Raw genomic sequence first — 22353 nt, 5'->3', positions numbered from 1 at the left:
CCGTAGGGGAGGCTTTTAAATTTTAAACTTTCAACGGACAATCGATTCCGCAGCCCGGACAGCCGTCGTTTGCCGCCAACAATTCGTCGTAGCGGAAAACGGAAACTTTGCTTTTTCCGGCAATAAAAATTTTATCTTTTTGTACTTTCACATCATACGCCGAATTACCGCCTCCGAGCGATTTGCTGTCGATCAATATGTTTCGGAAGGTTCCATCGCTTCCGTAGCAGCTGATTCGCGGATCGCCTTTTTCGGATGTAATAATCTCGCCATTAGCCGTACAGGTCAGGTAAACGGGGTTGCAACAGCCGGTGAACAAGCCCGGATCGCCTCCCGCTTTGCCAAATGTGCCGAGGTATTTCCCGTCCAAGGTATAGCTTTCGACCTGGTGCCTGCCCGAGTTGGCACAATACAACACTCCATCGACATACTCAATGGGGAAGGTATAGCTTGGAATAACAAATCCGTTCGGACTGTTGATGAACTGCACAAAACTGCCTTCTTTCGTATATTTGCAGATATTTTTATTCAGCACATCGGTAACAAATACAAACTCTTCGGCCAAAGCCAGGGAGCAATACCCCGAAAGTTCGCTGCAAGCTTCCCATTCGCGCAACAATTCTCCGGCATGAGAAAATACCTTGATTTTTGTGGTATATAATATGTAAATGCCGTTATCGTTGACGGCCATATCGCGGATAGTTTCGCCGGAAGAAAAACGCTGAAGCAACTTGCCGTAATGGTCGAATACCGAAACAATGTTTGATGCCGCAACGTACAATTGGTCGTTGTACAATTCAAAACCCTCCACAACTCCGGGCGTAGCAAAGGTAGCGATTTGCCGGTAAGGAGAAGTAAACGCGCCCTGCTCCGCCGGACGAAGATCGCCGGACGAGAGAGCCTGTGATTCCGACTGCGATTTTTTCAGTAATACGCCCGATACACCAACTACGGTTCCGGCAGCTACAATAGAGCCACAAGTACGCAGAAATTTTCTCCGTGATAACGAATTTTTATTCTCTTCCATAATTCTATTTTTTTTAGCCCCTCCAACCTCCCCGTAGGGCAGGCTTTTAAATCCCCCCTACGGGGGGCGGGGGGGCTAACTTAGTTATCGTTTTGTTTCCGGCAACATAAATTGTGTCGCCTTCTATTTTTATTTCATAAGCGGCTGTTCCGCCACCAAGCTGTTTCCTGTTCAGCAAAAGTTCTTTGAACCGACCTTCTTTTCCGTAGCGACTGACCCTCGGATTTCCTTTTTCCGAGGTAATAATGTCTCCTTCGGGCGAGAAGGCGATGTAGGCCGGATTGCAACAGCCTACGAAAGCGCCCGGCTGACTGCCCGGTTGTCCGAACGAAGCGACGAAATCGCCGGCAAGCGTGTAGCTTTCGATTTGTTGCCTGCCCGGATTCACGCAGTAAACCGTATCGTTGAAGTTTTCAATATCGAACGAAAAGCTGGGCACTATAAAATCCATCGGACTCGAAATAAATTTCCGGAAATTGCCGTCTGTTGTATATTGGCAAATGTTTTTGTTCTCGGCATCGGTAACAAACACAAAACCGGAAGCCACCGTAAACGAATAATAATTTGAATTATCGCTACACGCCTCCCAAGAGTTGATTGGTTGACCGTTTAATGTAACTACTTCAATTTGGGTGGGGAACAACAGGTAAATCCGGTCGTCCGTTACCGAAATGTCGCGTATATCATTTTTTCCTGTCGCAAAACCACCGAGGTATTGCCCCGATAAACTGAGAACCAGTACCGAATCGTCCGTTGCAACATACAGCTTATCCTCCGATAAATCGAAGCGGCTTATTTTTCCCGAAACATCAAACGAAGCCACTTTTGAATACGGGCTGACAGCTGTTTCCTGTTCGGCTTCCGCTTCCGCATAGGAGGTCTCATCCCTGTTCAGCGTGGAGAAAATATACCACACAAAACCGGACACAATCGCCAGAATAATGACATTTACCAGTATGCGAAATTCTTTTTTCATTTTAAATCCAGTCCAGCCCCCTAAATCCCCCGTAGGGGGACTTTTGAAGCCTCCCCTGCGGGGAGGTTGGAGGGGCTGTTTTTTTAATCAATCTTCAAACACACCACCTTGCTTGCATCGCGAAGAATCAGTCGTCCATCGGCATAAGCCATTGGGCCCCACGCATCAACGCCATCCATGATGTGCTGTTTCTTTAATAAATCCATGCTTTTTGCCTTTATACCATACACATAAAGCTCCCCGTCTTCCTTGAAGGCAAACAAGCAATCGTTGATGACCAAATAAGGCCCCAGGCCAAACCGTTCGTCTGCGCCCGACGACCACAAGGGATTGTGCAAATCCGAAGGAGAATAGCACGCCAATTTTCCGCGCAAGCTGCCACCGTCTTTTGGTATAATGGTAATAATCATATTATTATAGAGAATTGGCGTTTGTTGTTCACTGGATAAGCCTTCGTTTGCTTTGTACTGGTCGGCAATAGAAGCCGTCCATTTGGCGCCCGATTTATCCACGCGCAACAAGGCGCCACCTGCGCCATATCCCGCCACCAAAAAAATGCTATTCGCCGACAATTGCAAAGGCGAAGGCGCAATAACGGAAGGTTGCCATTTAGAAATATCCCACAACAAACTCCCCGCATCCTCTTTTTCGGCTGAAACACCGCACACGCCTCCAACACCCATATACACGTATGTCTTTTTGCTGTTCAGCGTCATCGGCATCACCGAAGAATGAGACATTTTGTAGGCGGGCGTATTGGGCGTTTGCCAGGCAATTTCGCCTGTTGCACAATCAATTCCGGCCAACAGAATTTCTTCTCCGGCAGGCGCCACAACCAAGGTATTTCCATCCACAAGCGGACATTGTCCGGCATACCAAAACGGCACTTCGGTTTTAAACGTCTTCTGCATATCGAGCGACCATTTCAGGTCGCCGGAAAGCGGGTCGCAACACATAACATGACCTTGCGGGCCAATCGTGATAACGTAGTCATCGGATACCGAGGGAGCTGTCCGCGAAAAACCGTGGTTGCGCTTCATCGGCACGCGATACCACCTGCGCCACAATTCTTTTCCGCTCTCCAGCGAAAAACAGCGCAAGGCATCCGAACTGAGCGCCTCATCGTAATCGAGGAAGTAAACCCGTCCGTTGAAGATAACCGGGGCAGCATGACCTTCGCCGGTTTCCACGCTCCAAAGCGTAGGATATTCTGCCGCGCCCGTTTGGATTGAGTTGGAAGTCTTGACGATGTTGGAAGACGATTCTCCCCTGAAAGAATTCCATTTCCCTGTCAGGCTTGGAGTTGCTTCATCATACCGCATGAAAAATTCGCCAATAAGCACTTCGTCGGCTTTCCGCGCCGAACCTTCGGGACGATTATCCGCACCGGGCGCCTGCACGCTGAAATCCTTTCGCGGAGAATAGACATGCCACCAAACGATAACGCCCAAATAGAGCAGCGTTACGCAGAGGGTTATTATGGTTATTTTCTGTTTCAATGTTTAATTAGTTTATTTTTCTATGCGCAAGTTCCAGCATCTCTAATTCCCTCGAATTTGGGGGAATTAAAAGAAAATACAGTTTCAACTTACTTCACTTTATACGCCATCAAGGTATTTCCATGACGCACATAGAGTACGCCTTTGTAAATCGCAGGATGCGCCCAATGCTGGTCGGTACCCAGCGTAATTTTGAACCGGCTGATAATATCGAAACTTTCGGGAGTGGCTTTCACCAAGGCAAAATCGCCCCTGTCCGAATAACAGTAAAGCAGGCCATCGTTGGCTATCACAGCGCCTACGCCAAGCTTATTGTCCTTGTACTTGGTTTCGCCGGTTTTCCAATCAATGCAATACCAATACCTGTTTTTTTCGCCCGAGCCATATATGTAATTTCCAATTTTTACAAAGCCGCCCATTTTGTTGTCCATTTCATTCGACCAGACTTTCTCTACGCTTTTACCGCCATTGGTCAACCGCAGCTGGATGGAACCTGTTCCGCCGCCGCTGGTGCTAAACAACAAGCCATTTTCGTAGTAAGGCGTATTCGGACTGTGGCCGTAGGCGTTTTTTTGATCCACCGTCCAAAGCATTTCGCCCGTTTTTGCATCGAAAGCCACGATAGAACTATCTATGGCATTGACAACCAGAGGAGTTTCCAATTCACCGATATACAAGGGCGAACAATAGGTCGAGATTTTGCCGGTGCCCGTAGATGACCAAATGAGGTCGCCGGTATTTTTGTTCAAGGCCACTTCATTATTCTTTTTCCCTCCGGGGGTAAGATAAATGACATCTCCCACAATCAGAGGCGATTCGGTTACACCGAATGAGATATTCTTTCCGTCAAAGTCGTTTAATGCATCTTTCGACCACACAACATTCAGGGTTTTTTCATCCAGGCACGATAATACGCCTCGTCCGCTGAAAATGTACAGCTTTCCGGCGTTTACGGTAACGGTAGAACGCGATCCGTTGTAGTTTTTGCTCCATTCCAAGCCGTATGCCTTCTTATTCAATACTTTTCCTTGCAGGTCGAGCACATACAAAACACCTGTGCTATCGGTCATCCCTGTAATGTAGATTTTATCGTTGGCGATAGAGGGCGAGCTATGTCCTTCGCCCAAGCCACCGAAGCTCCAAAGGAGTTCGGGGCCAGCTTCCGGCCATTGTTTCAACAAACCCGATTCCTTATATATACCATCGCGATTTTTTCCGCGCCATTGCGAATTTTCTTGTGCAAACAATCCTGTTGTTACACTAGCTACTAAAAATAGAACTATTAATTTTCTCATTTTATATTGTTTGTTTTGAATATTAAACCCGTACGGGGCTGTGTGTATGTGGTCGCGGCACGCCACGACCCTACTTTAATTTATACGCTATCAACGAATTTCCATGACGCACATAGAGTACGCCTTTGTATATTACCGGATGCGCCCAATGCTGGTCGGTACCCAAGGTAATTTTGAATTGGCTGACCAAATCGAATTTTTCGGGTGTGGCTTTCACCAAGGCCATATCTCCCCTGTCGGAATAGCAATAGAGCATGTCGTCGTTGGCAATAACAGCGCCTATGGGCAATGTTTTATCCTTGTATTTTTGTTCGCCGGTTTTCCAATCTACGCAAAACCAAAAGCGGTTGGCGTCTCCCGAACCGTAAGCATACTCTCCTATTCTCACCATGGCGCCTATGCGCGAGTCCAATTCGGGCGAATCCCAGGCTTTTTCTACCTTGCGACCACCGTCGAGCAGGCGCAGCATTACCGAACCTTTGCCGTATCCGCTGGTGCACAGAAGCATATTGTCGTGATAAACAGGGATATTGGGATGCACGCCATGACGGTTGATATTTTCGTACGACCACAGTTGTTTACCTGTTGCAACATCCACGCCTATAATGTGTTTGCCAATCATGGTAACAATCTGCGGAACTTGCTGATCGCTTACATACAATGGAGAACAATAGGCCGATAAATCGCCGCTTTCGCTCGGAGAACTCCATATTGTTTTACCGGTATTTTTATCCAATGCCACCACGCTATAATTCTTTCCGCCCGGCGTAACTATCAACTTTTCGCCAACAATAAGCGGCGATTCGCAGATGCCCCAGGTGATATTTTCGGCGCCAAAATCGGTCAGCAGGTTCTTCTTCCAAACAACATCCAGATTGCTTTCGCTGAAGCAAATCACATCGCCGAGACCCGAAATCAAATAAACTTTACCGGCATCCACCGTAACCGTTCCACGGCTACCGTTGTAGCTTTTGTCCCACTCGCCGCCATATTCCTTCTTATTCAACAATTTACCGTTCAAATCCAGCACATAGAGATAGCCTTTTCCTTCGGTCAGACCGGTTACATATATCTTACCGGAAGCTATGGCTACCGATGAATGACCTTCCCCCAATCCGTCATAATTCCAAAGCAGTTCGGGACCCTCGGCAGGCCAGGATTTTAGCAAACCTTTTTCTTTATAGACGCCGGTGCGATCGCCTCGCCATTGGATATTTTCTTGTGCCGGTAACGATAGAACGGCTAACAAGCTTAAACCTAAAAGAATTGTTTTTCTCATGTTGATCAATTTTATTTATTAGTTATTAATTATCAATTATTTCAGCCCTCAGTAAACCATTTTTTGAATTGAGAGGCTTTGTTTTTACTAATGAATATTCGTTCGGGGACATCGGTCTCCAATGTAATTAATAGACGGCTGTCGAACCAAATGGTTATATTTTTAACACTACTTTTGGCGATGACAAACTGCTTGTTCGCCCGAAAAAACAGCGCGGGGTTAAGCAAGGTGTAAATACTTTCCAAGGGTCTCAGATAAGAGATGTTGGTGTTGTTCCTCAATACCGTACGGGTACAATTGGCCGTTGTATAAAAATAGGATATTTGTTTCACATCCACCGGAATCAGCTCATTATTGACCGGAATCAGCATTTTTTCGGGATACTTCACCCCCAGCCGAGGCAGATGGCTTAAATAGCTTAAAATATCGCGGGCGCTTAACTTGCGGAATTTTTCCAAGGCGTATGCCACCGCATCCAGCTCTATTGGCTTGAGCAGGTAATCAATACTGTTCACTTTAAAGGCATCAATGGCATATTCGTCGTAAGCCGTCGTAAAAACAACAGGCGTTTCGATGACTATCGCCGAAAAAATATTGAAGGCCGAACCATCGGACAGGTGAATATCCATAAATATCAAATCGGGCGCCGGATTGTTGCCGAGCCACCGAACCGTTTGAACAACACTTTCGGTATGCCCAAAAAATTCGACCGAAGGGTCAATCTCCGCTATGATGCTTTTCAGATTTTCGTAAGCAGCAGTTTCATCTTCCACAATCAGCACTTTCATAGGGCATAACTGGTTAAGGGTAAATACACATAAAAAAATCCATCTTTGCTTTCTATCCGTATTTTCCGGTTGAGCAGCAGCTCGAAACGGTCGGAGAGATTGACGAGGCCAATGCCGTTTTTATCGGCCTTATCCAGCTTTTCGTGAACGGGATTGGAGACCACCAATTCGTTCCGGTCGTTCATAAATACAGATACATCCATCTGATTTTCACTGTCAATCATGTTGTGCTTGACGATATTTTCAATTAGTGGGAGCAGCGACAACACCGGTATCCAATTGCTTTTCTTTTCCTCGGGGATGTTAATGTTAAACCTGAATTTGTCGGCGTAACGGATTTCCTGCAAATAGCGGAACGACTCCAGAAAGCGCAACTCTTCATTCAAGGTTACAAGCCCCTTTTTATCGCTTTGAAGGATGTAGCGGAATACACCCGAAAGCTCGTTGATGTATTTCAGCGTTTGATTTTTTTTGTCGCTACGCACAAGCGCGGTCAATCCATTCAGCGAATTGAAAAAGAAATGAGGATTTATTTGATTAGCGAGCGCTTCGCAACGGCTTTGCAAGTTTTCGGTCTTCAATTTTTCGATTTCCATCTCGCGTTTGCGCTGCTCCAGATACATCGCAAAAACATGCCCCGTAAGCGTACAAAGCAAACAGGCCACCACAAACTGAAAAAGCAGCAAGCCGGTAAGACAATCGGCATGTTTGCTGATAGCCACAGAGATAAGCAAATAGATGAGGTAGGCGACAAGGGTAATCAAAAACGTTTTCAGCAAGCGCTTGGGGAAAAACAAGGCATTGTGTTTGTGGATATTAGTCCTTAGAAGTATCCATGTGAACAGGCAGAAAAACGAATAACGGTAAATGAAAAAAAGGATGTGCTCGGTTTTCTCGCTCTGGTTTGTAAAACGCGACAACTCCCAAGGTAATTCAATAATCTTGGGATAAATGATAAAAGCGCTTAATATCAAACTCGCAATTATCAGGGTTTTATTCGATATATTTTTATCAAAAAATTGTGCCATCAAATGTTAAACAATTATCAGCAGTAAAGGTATTACAAATAAAAATAGGATTGCACAATACTTGTTCCTTATAATCCGGCTTTTTTTCGTGATAATGCAATTTTCTTCATAAACAGTTCGCGGTTCAATGTTTAACCACGGAGTTTCAGGGAGTACGGTTCATGGCAAACCTGAAAAATTTTAGTACTACTATTACGAATGAGATTCCTCCCTTTGGTCGGAATAACTCGCCTGTTAGTGGTTTAAGGGAAGAGGAAGTGGCGGCTTCGCCGCCACTTCCTCTTCCCTCTCCCCCAAAAAGGAGACAGTCATTCCGACCAAAGGGAGGAATCTCCTGTTCATATCAGCAACTTTATCGAAAGACATGTGCAGTAAAATTTTCATGCGTTTGCCCTAGAGTACGGTTGCAGCATGTTGCAGCTCTACTTTAAATTGCTATCTTTGTGGCGTTAAAATTTAATTTAAAAGATTTATGGATTTTTTTCATCTAGTAGTTGAGTTTTTTATCAATCTGTTGACAGATACGGGAGGAACATTGGACAGGTTGGTATCGGAGTATGGAACATTGGTTTATGCTATTTTGTTTGCCATTATTTTTTGTGAAACCGGTTTGGTTGTTACCCCATTTCTGCCGGGTGATTCGCTTCTGTTCCTGACCGGCGCTATTGCCGTGAGGTCGAATAACGATTTGAGTCTGGTTATCGTTATCGTTATTTTGATATGCGCAGCCGTATTCGGCGACACATCCAACTACATAATCGGACGCTTCTTCGGTAAAAAGTTATTCAGCAATCCCGATTCTAAAATATTCAAACAAAGCTACTTGGAGAAAACGAACAAGTTCTACGAAAAGCATGGCCGGAAGACAATCATACTGGCTCGTTTTGTCCCCATCGTACGCACATTTGCTCCTTTTGTCGCCGGAATGGGACGGATGAGGTATAAACATTTTATTTCGTTCAGCATCATAGGAAGCATCGCCTGGATTGTGATATTCAGCCTGCTGGGAGCGCTGATAGGCGAAATAAAATGGGTGGAGGAAAACCTCGACAAAATGGTTATTATCATTGTTTTAGTATCTATTCTACCGGCTATATTTGAAGTTGCAAAGGCTAAATTGAAAGCCAAGAAGGAAGGTGGAAAATAAACCCGAAATGAACACCAATTACGGTAATTGGATAAACGCATGGAAAATAGAAAACCTCATTTTTACCTAATTTCATTTAACGAAACAACCTCAGTAGCAGATAAATAGCTAGAAATGAGACCTCATTACCTCATTTATTTTATACCCAATATACAACAGCATTACCCCGCAATGACAACATTACATTGTACGAAAGGATTTTTATTTCCTTGCCGCCAGCTGTTTTTTCACCTTACTCTCTCTCATCTTCATCCAAACCGAAGCGGGAATAATGGTTTTCAGGAACTGCTTTATGCAGGCATCGCGGATGTATTTTTTGTAGTAGGGCGAATTTTTATCGGCGCCATAGCTAATCTGCATCCTGACCAATTCCTTCGACCTTCGGATTTCGTTGTCTGCGCTTAATCCTCTTTGCGAATCGTACGAACATACAACTACCGGTATATGTTTATAGCGTAGTCCTTGCCGGATAAGTTTGAGGAAAAACTCGGTGTCGGCGGCAATTTTGTAGTCCGTATTGTATTTGTTCTCGCGGGCATACTGTATCCGGGTGAAAGCTGCCTGATGCGAAAACGGCATAAATCGGTCTAATTGGCTTTCCATTGCTTCAATTACATACGAAAATGTTTTCAGGCGGAACTCCGTATCGCCATATAGCACGGCAAAATCCGCATATTCTTCCTCGGGTAACGAGAACATTTGCTGTATGGCATCGGCTGAATAAAAATAATCGCCGGCATTCATGAAGTTTATCCAGTCGCCCGAAGACCTTTCAATCCCCTTATTCATCGCATCATAAATACCCTTATCCGGTTCGCTTATCCAACGAAATGCGATGTTGGGGAATTCGCCGTTTGTGATTTGTGAGGCGTAATTTTTTATTATATCAAGGCTGCCATCAGTCGAGCCGCCGTCGATAACAAGGTATTCGACAGAGGGATACGACTGGGTAATAACGCTTTTAATGGTTTTTTCTATATCATTTACCGCATTATACACCACCGTTACAACCGTAATTTTTGGTTTCGCTATCATATCTTCAACGCTTACATGAATTTTTGGGCTAGCTCAAAAACCTTTTTCGCCGACATATCCCACGAATAGTTTTTTATCTGTTTCAAGCCTTTGACCACCAATTCGCGCCTCAATTCTTCGTCTTTGGCCAGCAGATTCATTTTGGAGGTCATGTCCTCAATGCTGTAAGGGTCGGCATAAAGCACCGCATCGCCGCTGATTTCTTTCAGCGCCGGAATATCGGCTGCAATCACCGGACAACCATACGTCATCGACTCCAAGGGTGGAAGCCCAAATCCCTCATACAGTGTTGGATATACCGAGAACAGGGCATTCCGGTACATTTTCTGGAGAGCCTCATCGTCAATATATCCGGGGAGCGACACGTTTTCGCCTATCAGTTTGCGGAGGTCGGGCGTATTGAAGGCCTTGAATTGCATACCTATGATATACAGCTTGATAGACTTATCCTCCATTTTGCTGAAAGCTTCTACCAAGCGGACAAAATTCTTCCGCGGATCCATGGACGAAACGGTGAGTATGTATTTCCCGGCATCAGTGTCCCTTCCGAAATTCAATACTTCTTCATCGCCAGGCTTGGTATGGAAAGGCACATTGCTGTGAACAACATGTATTTTGTCAGGGTCAACACCCAGTGTATCAACAATTTCACGCTTCGAAAATTCGCTTACGGTGAGTATGGCCTGCGCCTTTTTGCCGATGCGGGGAAACATAAATCCGTAAAAACGGCAGTAGTTTTTCGAGAACCATTCGGGATAACGCTCGTGCGACACATCGTGAATCGTAATTATCTGATTGCTATAATTCAAGGGGCCGCATCCCGAAAAACTTATCAGCAAGGGGCTACCGATGCGCCTCAGGTAGTTGGGCAGCGATATTTGCTCCCAAAGATGTGTTTTTAGCGAACCGGATGCAACCGTTTTAAAACTGAACTTATAATCGGGATTTATTTCGCGGGGAACAGCCACATGAAAATCGACTCCCATTTCGTGCAATTTGTTGCATATTTCAAAAGCATACCGGTGTACACCTGTTGCCTTTTGTGTCAGAAAACGTCCATTTACAACAAACATAATTATTTCTCTATTTCCATGTATTTCTTTTTACTTATCCAGCTTTTTCTGAAAAACAACCGGCTTAATTTTATCCAGAACTTCATTTTGAAAACTTCCCATTTTCTAAAACGAACCGGTTCCTCTGTAAAGTAATCCAATTTGCACATCACATTGAAGTAGTGTTTCTTCCGGGCTATTCCACCTCTCAAAAATTCGATATGATGAGTTACCATCCGCGCTTTCGGAAAAACATAGAAGCGTTTTTCCTTGCTGTTGTTCACGTATGGATACTTAAACACATAACTGGGAATATGCACCGGCATGTTTTCGGTAATCCACATATATTCGGCGCCTGTATCCCTCAGGTAATTGGCGATATAACACTCCGGGTACAGGTCGAAGTCGAACAACTGCGGATTGTTGCTGATGTATGCTGTTTTTATGATGGCAAAATCGGTTGCCAGGCCATATTGTTTGTCGTACCAGTCGGCGCTTGCCCAAACAACATTTGGGTTGTCGTCCATTTCGTCAATATACTCCTTGTTCAAGCGGTCTTTGTACTTCCATGTATCCGCTTCGAGGATGATGGTATATTCGCAATCCTTGGGGATGTGCTTTATTCCTTCCAGCAACAGTTGCGAATTGCCTTTCCGGTGGCCGGCATTGGTTTCCAGAACAACCAGTTTATCAATATATTGCTTCGATTCTTCAGGGATAGCAAAACCGTCGTTGTGGCCATTGCTAACCACAATAATATAATAATCGTAGTAACGCCAAGTATCTATAATTATCTGCAAATTATATTTCAAATCTTCTATCCTGTCATATACACGGATAAGAATTGCCATTTTTCTCATTCTGCGATCACTCATTTTGTCTTCCAGGTTTCAAGTCCTTTTTTCGTAAAACTATAAGGTTGTACCTTTCCGCCCAGATGTTCCAGGGCTTGAGCTACGGCAAAGCGTGTGTTGTTCGGACAATAAAAGAATACATAGCCGCCACCGCCTGCTCCCGATATTTTACCTCCGGTAGAACCGGCATTCATAGCCGTATTGTATAAATCTTCGAATAGCGGAGTAGAAATACCATCGGCCATGTTGCGCTTGTGGCTCCATCCGGCATGAAGAATACTGCCTATATCATCCAGCTTGTTTTTCAGGATGGCCTCCTTCAGTTCGTAGGCTTGTTGTTTTATCAAATGCATGGATTCGAGCGATTTCGACTTCTGTTCCGCCACATTTTTTTGCTGTTTTTCAATTATATCGCCCGAATTCCGGCTCGAATTGGTGTAGTACAGCAACAAATTGTTCGATAGTTCGTTTATGATTTCGCTCCTGATTCGTAGGGGATTAACAATAACCCTGTCGGCGGAATAAAATTCCATAAAATTAAATCCGCCGAATGCCGCCGCATATTGGTCTTGCTTCCCCCCTGCCTGCCGAAGGTCGATACGTTCGATGCAGTATGCCAGATAAGCCAGGTCGTAATCGCCCAAGGGCAGCCCCAACCATTCGGAGTAAGCGCCCAGAATAGCGATTGCCAGCGTTGACGAGGTTCCCAGCCCCGAACCAAACGGAACATCGAGGTTACAGGTAAGGGTAAATGACAAAGGCTTCTGCACATAATCCTTTATAATCCGGTTGTAAATGCCTTTCATCAGGTCGGCCTTATCGCCTGTTACCGGCAACTCTTCAACGGCATCGAAAATATATTCCTCGCCCTTTGCGGGAATTCTGAAAATAATTTTCCCCGTATCGGTTGGTTCAATATTGGCATAAGCATACAAGCTGATTGTTGCATTCAATACACAGCCGCCGTACAAATCGGAATAGGGCGAAACATCCGTTCCACCACCTGCTAATCCCAATCTGAAGGGCGCTTTACTTCTTATTATCATACCGGCTTCTTATTTAGGGAATAAAGTACTTTCGATTATTTCGCACAGAATGTGCCCAATGGTTATATGCGCCTCCTGAATACGTGGCGTATCCGCCGAAGGCACACACAGACAAGTATCGGCTGCCTCGCGCATTTTTCCGCCCGATTCGCCGGTCAGGCCGATGGTAAAAATACCCATCTTGCGGCCTTCGTCAAAAGCGCGGAGAATATTTTTTGAATTACCTGATGTTGACAGGCCAAGCAAAATATCGCCTTCATGGCCAATCCCCTTTATCAACCGGGCATATACTTCATCAAAAGAATAGTCGTTTGCCACAGCCGTGAGGAACGAGGTATTGCAATGCAGGGCATCGGACGACAAGGGTTGCCTGTCGTAATAAAACCGCCCCGATAATTCGGCTGCCAAATGTTGCGCATCGGCAGCGCTACCGCCATTTCCACAAAAGTAAACAGATTTTCCCGCTCTGAAGCAGTCGATTATTTTATCCGAGATTTGTTCTATTTGTGTTATCAACTGAGCATCACCGGCAATTTGCTTTTTTACTTCGATAGATTCAAGCAGTCTCTTTTGAATAATATTCATCTCATTTTATAATAAAATGTTAGCCTTACAAAGATAATGCAAACTGGTATAGATTTGAATAATATGCCGAAATATTATTATATATTTCATCTTGTTCGGGGTACTTATTGCCAACCAGCACCGTAAACATGCCCAGTTTTTCACCAAACTGAATATCGGATTTACTGTTGCCAACCAGTACCGAACGGGCAAAATCCACATCCGGAAAATCGGTCTGTGCACGGAAGGCCATCCCCGTGTTCGGCTTTCGGTTTACAGAATCGGCATTGGTATCCGTACATACATAGATGCCCGAAATGCTTCCTCCATGTTTCGTAATCTCGCCCGTCATATAATGGTGCAGCTTGTCGAGCGCATCTGCCGACATGATGCCGCGCCCCACCCCTCGCTGGTTGGTAACGATGAAGATACGATGAAATATGGACGACAGTATGGCAATGGCATCCAAGGCCCCATCAACAAAAACAAGTTCGGAGATGTTCTTCACATAATCGCCCGGCCGTTCCACATTGATTACGCCATCCCTGTCGAGAAATAATGTTTGCAGTAGTTTTCTGTCTGTCATTTAGCGGATTGTGTGAAATCAACATTTGCCTTTTCAAAGTCGGAAGGAATGCCTATATCAATAAAATAGCCACTCTGCACATAGCCAAAAATGCCCGCATTGAATGATTTATTTTCCAGCATATCCTTCTCGAAAGAGAACTTGTCAGGCAGACCGGCATTAGCAAACACCGCTTTATTTATCAGATAAACGCCGCCATTGATAAGACCTGCTTGACGGTATTTTTTCTCGTTAAAAGTAATAATGCGGTTTTCGTCATCCAATTCTACCGAACCATAGCGGTCGAAATCCTGCATGGGTTTGAGAGCGATAGAAATACCGGCATTCTTTTCCTGATGCAAGCCCTTCATCGACTGCAAATCAACATCAAAAAAAGTATCTCCATTGATAACAAACGCTCGGTTGCTTTCGGCTTTCGACATCGCCAGTTTAATGGCGCCACCTGTTCCCAGAGGTTCTTTCTCCACAACATACGACAACTTGAACAAAAACGTATGCTTGTTCAACCAATTGATTACCACCTCCGACTTGTAGCCCAGGGACAAGATTACGTGAGCCACTTTCTGTTGTTCCAAGTACCCGAACAGGTAATACAGGAAAGGTTTTCCGGCAACTTCGGCCATGCACTTCGGCAGGTCCTTTACTACCGATTGCAGCCTTGTGCCAAACCCTCCGGCTAGTATGATGCATTCATCCATATCCAAATTTATTTAGCTCCCCTACTCTTCCAAAAATCAAGGTATTCTCCGGCCACCTTTATGTATTCGTGGCGCTTTTCAACAAACAAGCGTCCATCCAAGGATAGTTGAGGCAGTTTATTTCTGTTCAAAACAATGTATTCCAACTGATTAAATATATCCTCATCCGAAGGGAAAACATTGATAACAGGCTTATTTTCTGTTTCGTTCAGCAACTGATACATTTCCGGCTCCGCGCCACTCACAAGTACTTTCCCCATGGCCAGGGCAATTAAACCATTCATGGCCGGCGTGTAAGAATACAACTGGTCGAGAACAACATCCGAATCCTGCAATTTCTGGGTATATTCGTTGTAGGGCAACGATTCCACCACCGTGAGGTTTACCTCGTTGGGGTATTTTTCCTGCAACTTAAGCAATCCGTTATACAGCCTGTCGGAACCCTTAAATTCGCTTCTGGCCTTGTTTATACCGATGAAAAAATTTATTTTTCCGGTGGCCTGAACAGCCTTCATTTTTATTTCATCCACATTTACCGGTAGCGGAATATAGGCCAGCTTTTGCTCGTAATGTTGTTTGTAGGACATGTAATATTCGCACAAACAGGCAATAATTCCATCGCATGTATCTGCAATTTCCCGGTTTAAGGCCTCGTAGCTGTTGTTCAGCCAGGTGTTTTTTATTGTCTCATTATCAGCCAATTTATTTTCTTTGCCATCAATGAAAAACTCTGTATATCGGAATGTTTTATTCTCCAGGCAAGTCCTTAGCCAAAACGAATCAATTCCGAAAGCGCCCAAAAACACTTTCTTGTTATTTCGTCTCAAATACCGGTACAGGTATTTATTGACGCTTATGTTTAACTGCGTAAAGCAGGGATTGATTACCTGCACAACATCGTATCCCCTAAAGTTTTTCAGGTTCCGAAGGATGGCCATTAAAGTCTTTAGCGTATCCTTTATGCTCGAACTGTTTCGGGCTAAATCAATATCTCTTTTATAGTTTTTGAAGCCATCGCCATCGGATGCGACAGTTACATCATGCCCTAAAGCCCTTATTCCCTGCGCCAAAGTCCAATGAAGATCGCTGTATTCGCCTATTAATAAAATTTTCATTCCGGTAATCCCCCTTTCTTTAATTAATTTTCAGACATGGTTGGTCGGCCAGTATTTCTTTCAAGAGTGCATCCATTTTCTCCACGGCCAGGTTCCATGAATATTTCTGCACATATTCGTTCCCTTTTCGGGCTAAAGCTATGCGCATCGAATCATTTTCAATCAAGGTCGAAATCTTTTCTGCCATATCTTCCGCATTTTGGGGTTCCACAAGTAAAGCCGTTTCGCGGTCTATTGCATACTCCTTATGCCCCGAAATATCCGTGCAAACCAACGCACAGCCACAAAACATCGCCTCTACCGAAACCAGACCAAAACCTTCTGTCAGGCTATTGGATATGAAAATAGCATTGCTATTGTAAAACTCACATAAATCCGATGGTTCGCGGTGGTATGTCATCCACTCGGGCAAAGCTTTAGGTTTGGGACAAACGCCAAACAACCTGACTTTCAGTTCGGGATATTTATGTTTCACTGTTTTCAATGCTTCGATGCCATACTTCGAGCCTTTAATTTCCTGTATCGAATACAACATGCATATAGTTGTCTTTTTTCGGGCTTCGATAGCTGCCGACACATAAAATTTTTGATTGTCGATGGCATTCGATATAACGGCTATTCTGTTGTGCGTATAGTTGGAAATGATGTCTTTCAGGTAGGAGGCAACCACCACGTTCACCGTATCCGGCATGTTGTACGAAGAATACAACAGCTCTTCGTGGCCTGTCCAATTTTCAAATCCTTGTATTAAATTAATCTTTCGTCCTTTTTTATCCGACAAATTTCCTACCTCCAATGCCGTAGCCCACCACGTTACAAACACAACATCGGCATCCTGCACATATTTATCTTCGATAGAAGGAACATACGACATGGTTATTCCGGGATTAAACTTAAACCACTTATTAGTTCCGAAACCTTCGACATACGACAACAGCAACCTCATCCAACAGGGCAGCCGGTACTCCATAAACCGGGTTTTCAGCGGATAAGTAAGGTGAACAGCATATCCCAGCAAAGACAGCCTGTTCGCATATTCATACATTACTCTAAAACCTCCGGCCGGACGACGGGGCTTGAACGGCATAACGAAGTTTAGTCTGATTAAATTTTCCAAGTCTGTACAAATAAGGTGTATAGATATAATATTTATAATGCAGGAAATAAAAAGCAAGCAATAAAAAGAAGTGATTCAAGTCGGAAAGACCTTTATAGTTAAGCACCAGATTGAAAACAAACATAGTAATGAGCATAAGATCCAGCTCTATATTCTGGGTAAATGCTTGTTTCATTATCATATATTGGAAATAAAAAAATAAAATAGCGCCCGGCAATCCAAACCACATCCACAACCGCGTATATCCAACGTCGGAAAACAGATAATTGCCATAACCTCTACCAAACACCCAGTCGAATGCATTCTCGGGAAGCATAAACATTTCAGCTAATCCTTCGGAAGACATAGTCCTGAATTCACCATGATTTTCGTATTGGATAAACATTTCAAATGCCCAATCTATAATATCAGGGAAATAAAAAGCACACAATGTGTAACCGACAGCGAACAGAAACAGACTAAGAAACAGGTGTATAAAGAATTGTTTTTTATATCCTCGCATAAACAAAAGTACAACCATCAGAACTAAACTGGCCGCCAATCCAACCATTGTTGTACGCGCAGCAAGCATTCCGACATAGAAGACTCCACAATACAATACCGAGACAAAAAGGTTTTGTAATAAAGTCAATTTTCTTGTCATCAATACATACACCAATAATATTAGTCCCACTCCACAAGCAATTCCGGCGCCGAAAAAGGCAACACCGTATCCAAGCAGGCGATCACCTTCCGTAATTCTCCGTTTGAAATCGACCAAGTCGTCATTTTTTTGAAGAGACACAAAAAAATCATTAACGTCCGGATTCATATACATGGCTACAGATATAATGCATTGCAATACTATTGCGGCAATCATATAATACATAACATAATGAACTTTTCCTTTAGGATGAACGACGAAGAACAGGGATATGAGAAGATAAGCCGAAAAAATCCAACCCAATTCACTTTTAGTATATTCCAAAATAAATGTATCGCCTGACGAGCCCAGAAACATACAGAAATAAGCCCAAACAAACATCACTAAATATACCAGCCCTATCGAAATAAGTTCGGGATATGGAAACTTGTGAAATGCGTAAAGAACCAATCCTGATATCCCCAGTGTGAACAGAAAGGAATAGTCGAATAATGGCATTGCCGTTGGATAAATGTAATAAAACACCAACACCAGAAGCAATATAACCGAAAGTATTTTCTTAATCATCTGAATACGACATGATAAATCCAGGACTTCTTATATTTTATTTTAAATAAACATTTGAAAAATAAAATCAATTTATCCCTATTAGTATAATATTTTTTATTGTACAATGGAGATATTTTACATCTCCTCAATGCTTTAAGGCCTATTCGCGAGTTTGCACACAGGCGTATCCAATGCAAAGCTAGCATATTATTTAAAAAAACCGAAGAGCAAAACGGTTTTGTATCATTTTTGGTTGTTAACAACAACATAAACTGTTCGCATTTATCCAAAAAATCGAAAGATGAATAAATCGGATCGGCTTCTGCAACAGAGGCATACACATCAAGGCCGTCTTCCGAGTCGTCCAAGCCCAATTGCTGGCAATGAATTTTAAAAACCTCCCGCTTGTTTCGGGTCTGAAGTTCTTCGTACATGCTCGAGACCTGCGATTGATGCACCCTGTACAAAAGTAGCGGCGCTCCTCCCACATTTCCCAGCTTGGTTTTATACAAAGCTTTCGACCAAAAAGCGTAATCTTCTACGTGGAGATATTGTTCTTCAAATTTTAATCCCAAATCGGTGAAAACGGTTTTCCGAATCATGGACGCCGGATGACAGATGCCCGATTTGAACAATAAATACGACTGAAGTTCGCCGAACTCTGTCGGATTTTTATAGGGATATAATTTACCGGAGTTGTTGTAGAATGTAGAAAATTGCGTACTTACAATACCATAATCGGGGTGTTCGTCCAAAAAACGCACTTCTTCTTTCAACCTTTCGGGCAAAGCTATATCATCGGAGTCCATCCGGGCGATATACTCTCCCAGACAAAGGCCAACTCCTCTGTTTAATGTCTTTATGAGCTTTAAGTTCGTCTCGTTTCTATAAACCTTAACGCGCCTGTCCAAGTCGGCAAACCGGTGTAAAATTTCAGGCGTTTTATCGGTTGAACAATCATCAATGGCCACAACTTCAAAATCGGTATATGTCTGGTTCAGAACCGAATACATGGCCTCTGCGAGGTACTTACCGGCATTATAGCAGGGCATCAGCACCGAAACACGCGGCTTACTTTCGTTGTCCTTCATACAGTTGTTTATATATTTTCATATAGCCATTCAGCATTTTATCTACCGTAAATCGCTCCAGATAAGACGCTCTGGCGGCTAACTTCATTTGTTCCCGAACATCTTCGTCTAAACAATATTCTATTTTGTTTATGAAAGCTTCTATTTCGTTTTCAACGGCAAAACCATTCTTTCCATTCAGTATTTCGCTAACTCCTCCCACATCAGAAGCTACAACCGGCAGGCTGTACGATAAGGCTTCCAAAATAGATATGGGAAGCCCTTCGTAATTAGAGGGCAATATAAACAAATCGGCCTGTTTCAGGTACATATGCGCCGCATAAACTTCGCCTAAGCAAAACACGTTGGAGGGCAATCCTGCCATTTCGGTTTTATTTCCGATCCAAACAAATGCATACCGGGGCATCTGTTTCGCCAATCCGATAAAAAAATCGAACTTTTTTTGCTTTGAAATACGGGAAATGCACATGATTATCCTCGGATAGCTGGATTTTATTTCAGCGAATTTATCCAGCAATCCGGACAATTCCTCCATACCCGGGTCCTGCGTATAATCTATTAATCCATTGTAAACCAGCTCCACATTTTTCGATATGCCTTCTTCTTTCAGCCCGTCAACATCGTATTGGCTGACGCCAACAATCCGGGCGGTTCGGTTTTTCAGTATCTTTTCTACAAAAAGAAATTTCTTGAATGCTTTTCGCATCGAATCGAAACCATGCACTGTATAAACTATTTTCTTGGGATTAAACGCTATGCGTCCCAAGGCCCCCATCTTGGAAGAATGCAGGTGAACAATATCCGGCTTGTACTTAACCCGGTAGTAAAATAACCGGAGAAGCAGCACGAAATCGCCAAAAGAAAAGCCCTTTTGGTGTTTCGATATTTTTATTTTATTTACTTTTTTATCTACGACTTGCCATGCTTCGCCATTTCCTCCATATAAAATAAAAACATCGTGCTCCTCAGCTATTTTGTCCAATAAATTGGTTACAACAGACTGAGCGCCTCCATATTCCGAAACTGTTATTATTTGAAATATCTTCATTCAAAAAATCAAAATACAAAGATAATGATAAATAATCAGACTTTTTACTCAAAATTAGTTTCGTTTCCTATCTCCGGGTATATTATTTTTCACCAAGAAAGATTAACTTTGTGCAAATTAATCGTTGTATTTCTATGAATAATTTATTTACACGGAAAGGATTTAATATAATCATTATTATCGTTGATTTAATAATCATCTATTCGTCAATCTATTTCGCCTATTTTTTGTTGGAAGGCAACCTCGAAGCTTACGAAAACAATTTCTACGCATTTATTTCCATTTCGCCCTATATTGGCATCTGCTACTTAATTCTGAGCCAGATTTTTGAATTGGACAAGCCTAAAGATTTTAAATTTCTGGGGGTCGCCTATCCCATATTGTTGTCCATCATCTGTTTGCTTTTTATAACCATGGCAATCAGTTTTATGAAGCGTGAATTTGCTTATCCGCGCAGTATCCTTATTTTCAGCTCCTTTATTCAGTTTTTACTCTTGTCGTTCTGGCATTTGTTTGTCAACAGAAGCTTCCTGAGAGAAAATGCCCGAAAAGATATACTTATTGTTGGCTACAGCAAAACAAAGGAATTGGCTTATAAATTGCTCCGCTCGGGAGGTATCTGGTCGAACATTAATAATATTTGCACACCCGAAGACCCTTTACTTCTTCAACACATCGAAAAAATAGATGTCGTTTTTATTTCGGAGGACGTTGAAGAAAGTAAAAAACAAGAAATAATTGAACATTGCATAAAAATGTACAAGCGGATTTTTTATGTCCCCAAGAACCCTGAGATATTACTATTTAATGCCAATATTTCACAAATCGACGATATACCCATCCTAAATATTAAAAATCCGGGCATTACCCGGGATGGCTTATTTATAAAACGTTCCCTGGATGTTTTGTTATGCCTTGTCGCCTTGATAATTTTTCTGATTCCTATAATCATCATAGCTATCAGCCTGAAAATTGGCGGAGGTCCGGTGTTTTATACGCAGGAAAGGATAACCCGTGGCGGAGAAACATTCAGGATATGCAAATTCCGAACGATGATAGAAAATGCCGAGGCGCTGTCGGGCCCTGTTATTTCCCAGCAATCCGATAACCGGATTACCAAGTTCGGACACATTCTCAGGGCCACACGTTTGGACGAAATTCCACAGATATTCAACATCTTAAAAGGAGATATGAGCATTGTAGGGCCTCGTCCCGAACGTCCTTTCTTTGTCGATCAGTTCAAAAAAGAAATCCCCGAATACGATTTGCGCCACAAGGTAAAAGCCGGACTTACAGGCCTTGCACAGGTTCAGGGGAAATACAATACCGCCGCCGAAAACAAGCTAAAATACGATTTACTCTATATCAACAGCCATTCGTTGACGCTGGACATTAAGCTGATTATGCAAACCCTCAATATCCTGTTAAGGAAAAGCAGTACGGAAGGTATTCATAACTCCATCGATTACGAAGCTGAGATAAACAAACTGATGAATAACGAAAAATAAAAAGTTGGGTAGAGGATCGGAATCAAAGGGCAGGCGAACCCTGCCCCTACGGAACTTTGAACTTTGAACTTTGAACTTAAATTATGGCAAAAAATTCAAATAATTATTTGGCTTACGGACTGACAATCATGTTATTCGGATTGATATTCTTGCTGGGCAGAACAGGAATATTGGGAAAAATACCCTACTGCTCAGGCCTGTTGGGTATAGGCCCGTTCTTTCTTATCGCCGGGGTCATCTTTTTGTTGGCCAGCGCCGAAAAAGTGATAGGAATCGTGTCAACCATTATCGGCGTTCTCATTATTCTGAACGACATCTTTGGCTGGGGGCATCTCTACTCCTACCTGTTAGCGCCCATATTGCTGATTGTTGCCGGAGTGATACTGATACTAACGGCCAAGTTTTGAG

At 43.3% G+C, this 22353-nt stretch carries 22 protein-coding genes; 3 read left to right on the top strand and 19 right to left on the bottom strand.

The features are described 5' to 3' along the window. Positions 1-22 precede the first annotated feature (22 nt). The 7 genes from ACYPWY_RS02160 to ACYPWY_RS02130 all read right to left on the bottom strand — a co-directional run bounded on the left by ACYPWY_RS02160 (position 23) and on the right by ACYPWY_RS02130 (position 7892). The gene (locus ACYPWY_RS02160; protein ID WP_459683787.1) at positions 23-1027 is read right to left on the bottom strand and encodes a twin-arginine translocation signal domain-containing protein; all 1005 of its coding nucleotides are present in this window, start codon (positions 1025-1027) and stop codon (positions 23-25) included. A gap of 46 nt (positions 1028-1073) precedes the next feature. Continuing rightward, positions 1074-2003, bottom strand: a complete 930-nt coding sequence (locus tag ACYPWY_RS02155) for an NHL repeat-containing protein (RefSeq protein ID WP_459683786.1) — start codon at positions 2001-2003, stop codon at positions 1074-1076. An 83-nt stretch (positions 2004-2086) separates the two neighbouring features. After that, a complete protein-coding gene (locus ACYPWY_RS02150) occupies positions 2087-3502 on the bottom strand; it encodes an outer membrane protein assembly factor BamB family protein (protein ID WP_459683785.1) in 1416 nt (471 codons plus the stop codon). An 89-nt stretch (positions 3503-3591) separates the two neighbouring features. Next, entirely contained in the window at positions 3592-4797 is a 1206-nt protein-coding gene (locus ACYPWY_RS02145; RefSeq protein WP_459683784.1) for an outer membrane protein assembly factor BamB family protein, read from the bottom strand. Positions 4798-4867: 70 nt separating this feature from the next. After that, positions 4868-6076, bottom strand: coding sequence for an outer membrane protein assembly factor BamB family protein (locus tag ACYPWY_RS02140; protein ID WP_459683782.1), 1209 nt, complete (start codon positions 6074-6076; stop codon positions 4868-4870). A 41-nt stretch (positions 6077-6117) separates the two neighbouring features. After that, positions 6118-6864, bottom strand: a complete 747-nt coding sequence (locus ACYPWY_RS02135; RefSeq protein ID WP_459683780.1) for a LytR/AlgR family response regulator transcription factor — start codon at positions 6862-6864, stop codon at positions 6118-6120. After that, positions 6861-7892 (bottom strand): sensor histidine kinase, encoded by a 1032-nt coding sequence (locus ACYPWY_RS02130; RefSeq protein ID WP_459683779.1) that lies wholly within the window; start codon positions 7890-7892, stop codon positions 6861-6863. The genes ACYPWY_RS02135 and ACYPWY_RS02130 overlap by 4 nt, the downstream gene beginning before the upstream one ends. Positions 7893-8364: 472 nt before the next feature. On the opposite strand from ACYPWY_RS02130, the gene ACYPWY_RS02125 reads away from it, so the two are divergent. After that, the gene (locus tag ACYPWY_RS02125; protein ID WP_459683778.1) at positions 8365-9039 is read left to right on the top strand and encodes a DedA family protein; all 675 of its coding nucleotides are present in this window, start codon (positions 8365-8367) and stop codon (positions 9037-9039) included. A gap of 201 nt (positions 9040-9240) precedes the next feature. Here ACYPWY_RS02125 and ACYPWY_RS02120 read toward each other — a convergent pair whose 3' ends face one another. From ACYPWY_RS02120 to ACYPWY_RS02065, 12 genes are read right to left on the bottom strand one after another with little or no spacing between them, the layout of a single operon-like run. Further along, on the bottom strand, positions 9241-10074 hold the full coding sequence (locus ACYPWY_RS02120) for a glycosyltransferase family 2 protein (protein ID WP_459683777.1): 834 nt from the start codon (positions 10072-10074) through the stop codon (positions 9241-9243). 11 nt (positions 10075-10085) lie between these two features. Beyond that, positions 10086-11147: a glycosyltransferase family 4 protein gene (locus tag ACYPWY_RS02115; protein WP_459683775.1), complete on the bottom strand. Its 1062-nt coding sequence runs from the start codon at positions 11145-11147 to the stop codon at positions 10086-10088. Positions 11148-11149: 2 nt separating this feature from the next. Then, complete coding sequence (locus tag ACYPWY_RS02110; protein WP_459683774.1) at positions 11150-11986, bottom strand: glycosyltransferase family protein; 837 nt, start codon at positions 11984-11986, stop codon at positions 11150-11152. A gap of 11 nt (positions 11987-11997) precedes the next feature. Continuing rightward, a complete protein-coding gene (locus tag ACYPWY_RS02105; RefSeq protein ID WP_459683772.1) occupies positions 11998-13026 on the bottom strand; it encodes a GHMP family kinase ATP-binding protein in 1029 nt (342 codons plus the stop codon). 9 nt (positions 13027-13035) lie between these two features. Next, on the bottom strand, positions 13036-13611 hold the full coding sequence (locus tag ACYPWY_RS02100) for a D-sedoheptulose-7-phosphate isomerase (protein ID WP_459683771.1): 576 nt from the start codon (positions 13609-13611) through the stop codon (positions 13036-13038). A 25-nt stretch (positions 13612-13636) separates the two neighbouring features. Further along, positions 13637-14176 carry a D-glycero-alpha-D-manno-heptose-1,7-bisphosphate 7-phosphatase gene (locus tag ACYPWY_RS02095; RefSeq protein WP_459683769.1) on the bottom strand — a complete coding sequence of 180 codons (540 nt, stop codon included), beginning with the start codon at positions 14174-14176 and terminating at the stop codon, positions 13637-13639. Then, positions 14173-14874, bottom strand: a complete 702-nt coding sequence (locus tag ACYPWY_RS02090) for a nucleotidyltransferase family protein (protein ID WP_459683768.1) — start codon at positions 14872-14874, stop codon at positions 14173-14175. The genes ACYPWY_RS02095 and ACYPWY_RS02090 overlap by 4 nt, the downstream gene beginning before the upstream one ends. 8 nt (positions 14875-14882) lie before the next feature. Continuing rightward, positions 14883-15989, bottom strand: coding sequence for a glycosyltransferase family protein (locus tag ACYPWY_RS02085; RefSeq protein ID WP_459683766.1), 1107 nt, complete (start codon positions 15987-15989; stop codon positions 14883-14885). Between the two features lie 19 nt (positions 15990-16008). Further along, on the bottom strand, positions 16009-17034 hold the full coding sequence (locus tag ACYPWY_RS02080; RefSeq protein ID WP_459683765.1) for a glycosyltransferase family 4 protein: 1026 nt from the start codon (positions 17032-17034) through the stop codon (positions 16009-16011). A gap of 4 nt (positions 17035-17038) precedes the next feature. Next, complete coding sequence (locus ACYPWY_RS02075; RefSeq protein WP_459683764.1) at positions 17039-18316, bottom strand: hypothetical protein; 1278 nt, start codon at positions 18314-18316, stop codon at positions 17039-17041. Then, positions 18313-19389: a glycosyltransferase family 2 protein gene (locus ACYPWY_RS02070; RefSeq protein WP_459683763.1), complete on the bottom strand. Its 1077-nt coding sequence runs from the start codon at positions 19387-19389 to the stop codon at positions 18313-18315. Before ACYPWY_RS02070 ends, ACYPWY_RS02075 begins: the two co-directional genes overlap by 4 nt. Then, on the bottom strand, positions 19370-20437 hold the full coding sequence (locus tag ACYPWY_RS02065; protein WP_459683762.1) for a glycosyltransferase: 1068 nt from the start codon (positions 20435-20437) through the stop codon (positions 19370-19372). The genes ACYPWY_RS02070 and ACYPWY_RS02065 overlap by 20 nt, the downstream gene beginning before the upstream one ends. Positions 20438-20571: 134 nt before the next feature. Here ACYPWY_RS02065 and ACYPWY_RS02060 point away from each other — a divergent pair, with 134 nt between their 5' ends. Beyond that, entirely contained in the window at positions 20572-21945 is a 1374-nt protein-coding gene (locus ACYPWY_RS02060) for a sugar transferase (RefSeq protein ID WP_459683761.1), read from the top strand. 83 nt (positions 21946-22028) lie between these two features. Beyond that, positions 22029-22352, top strand: coding sequence for a LiaF transmembrane domain-containing protein (locus ACYPWY_RS02055; RefSeq protein WP_459683760.1), 324 nt, complete (start codon positions 22029-22031; stop codon positions 22350-22352). The last annotated feature ends 1 nt before the right edge of the window (position 22353 follow it).

The organism is Viscerimonas tarda (assembly GCF_054601255.1).
Note: the sequence above shows the minus strand (reverse complement) of the source record. Positions and strands in the feature narration are given on the sequence as shown.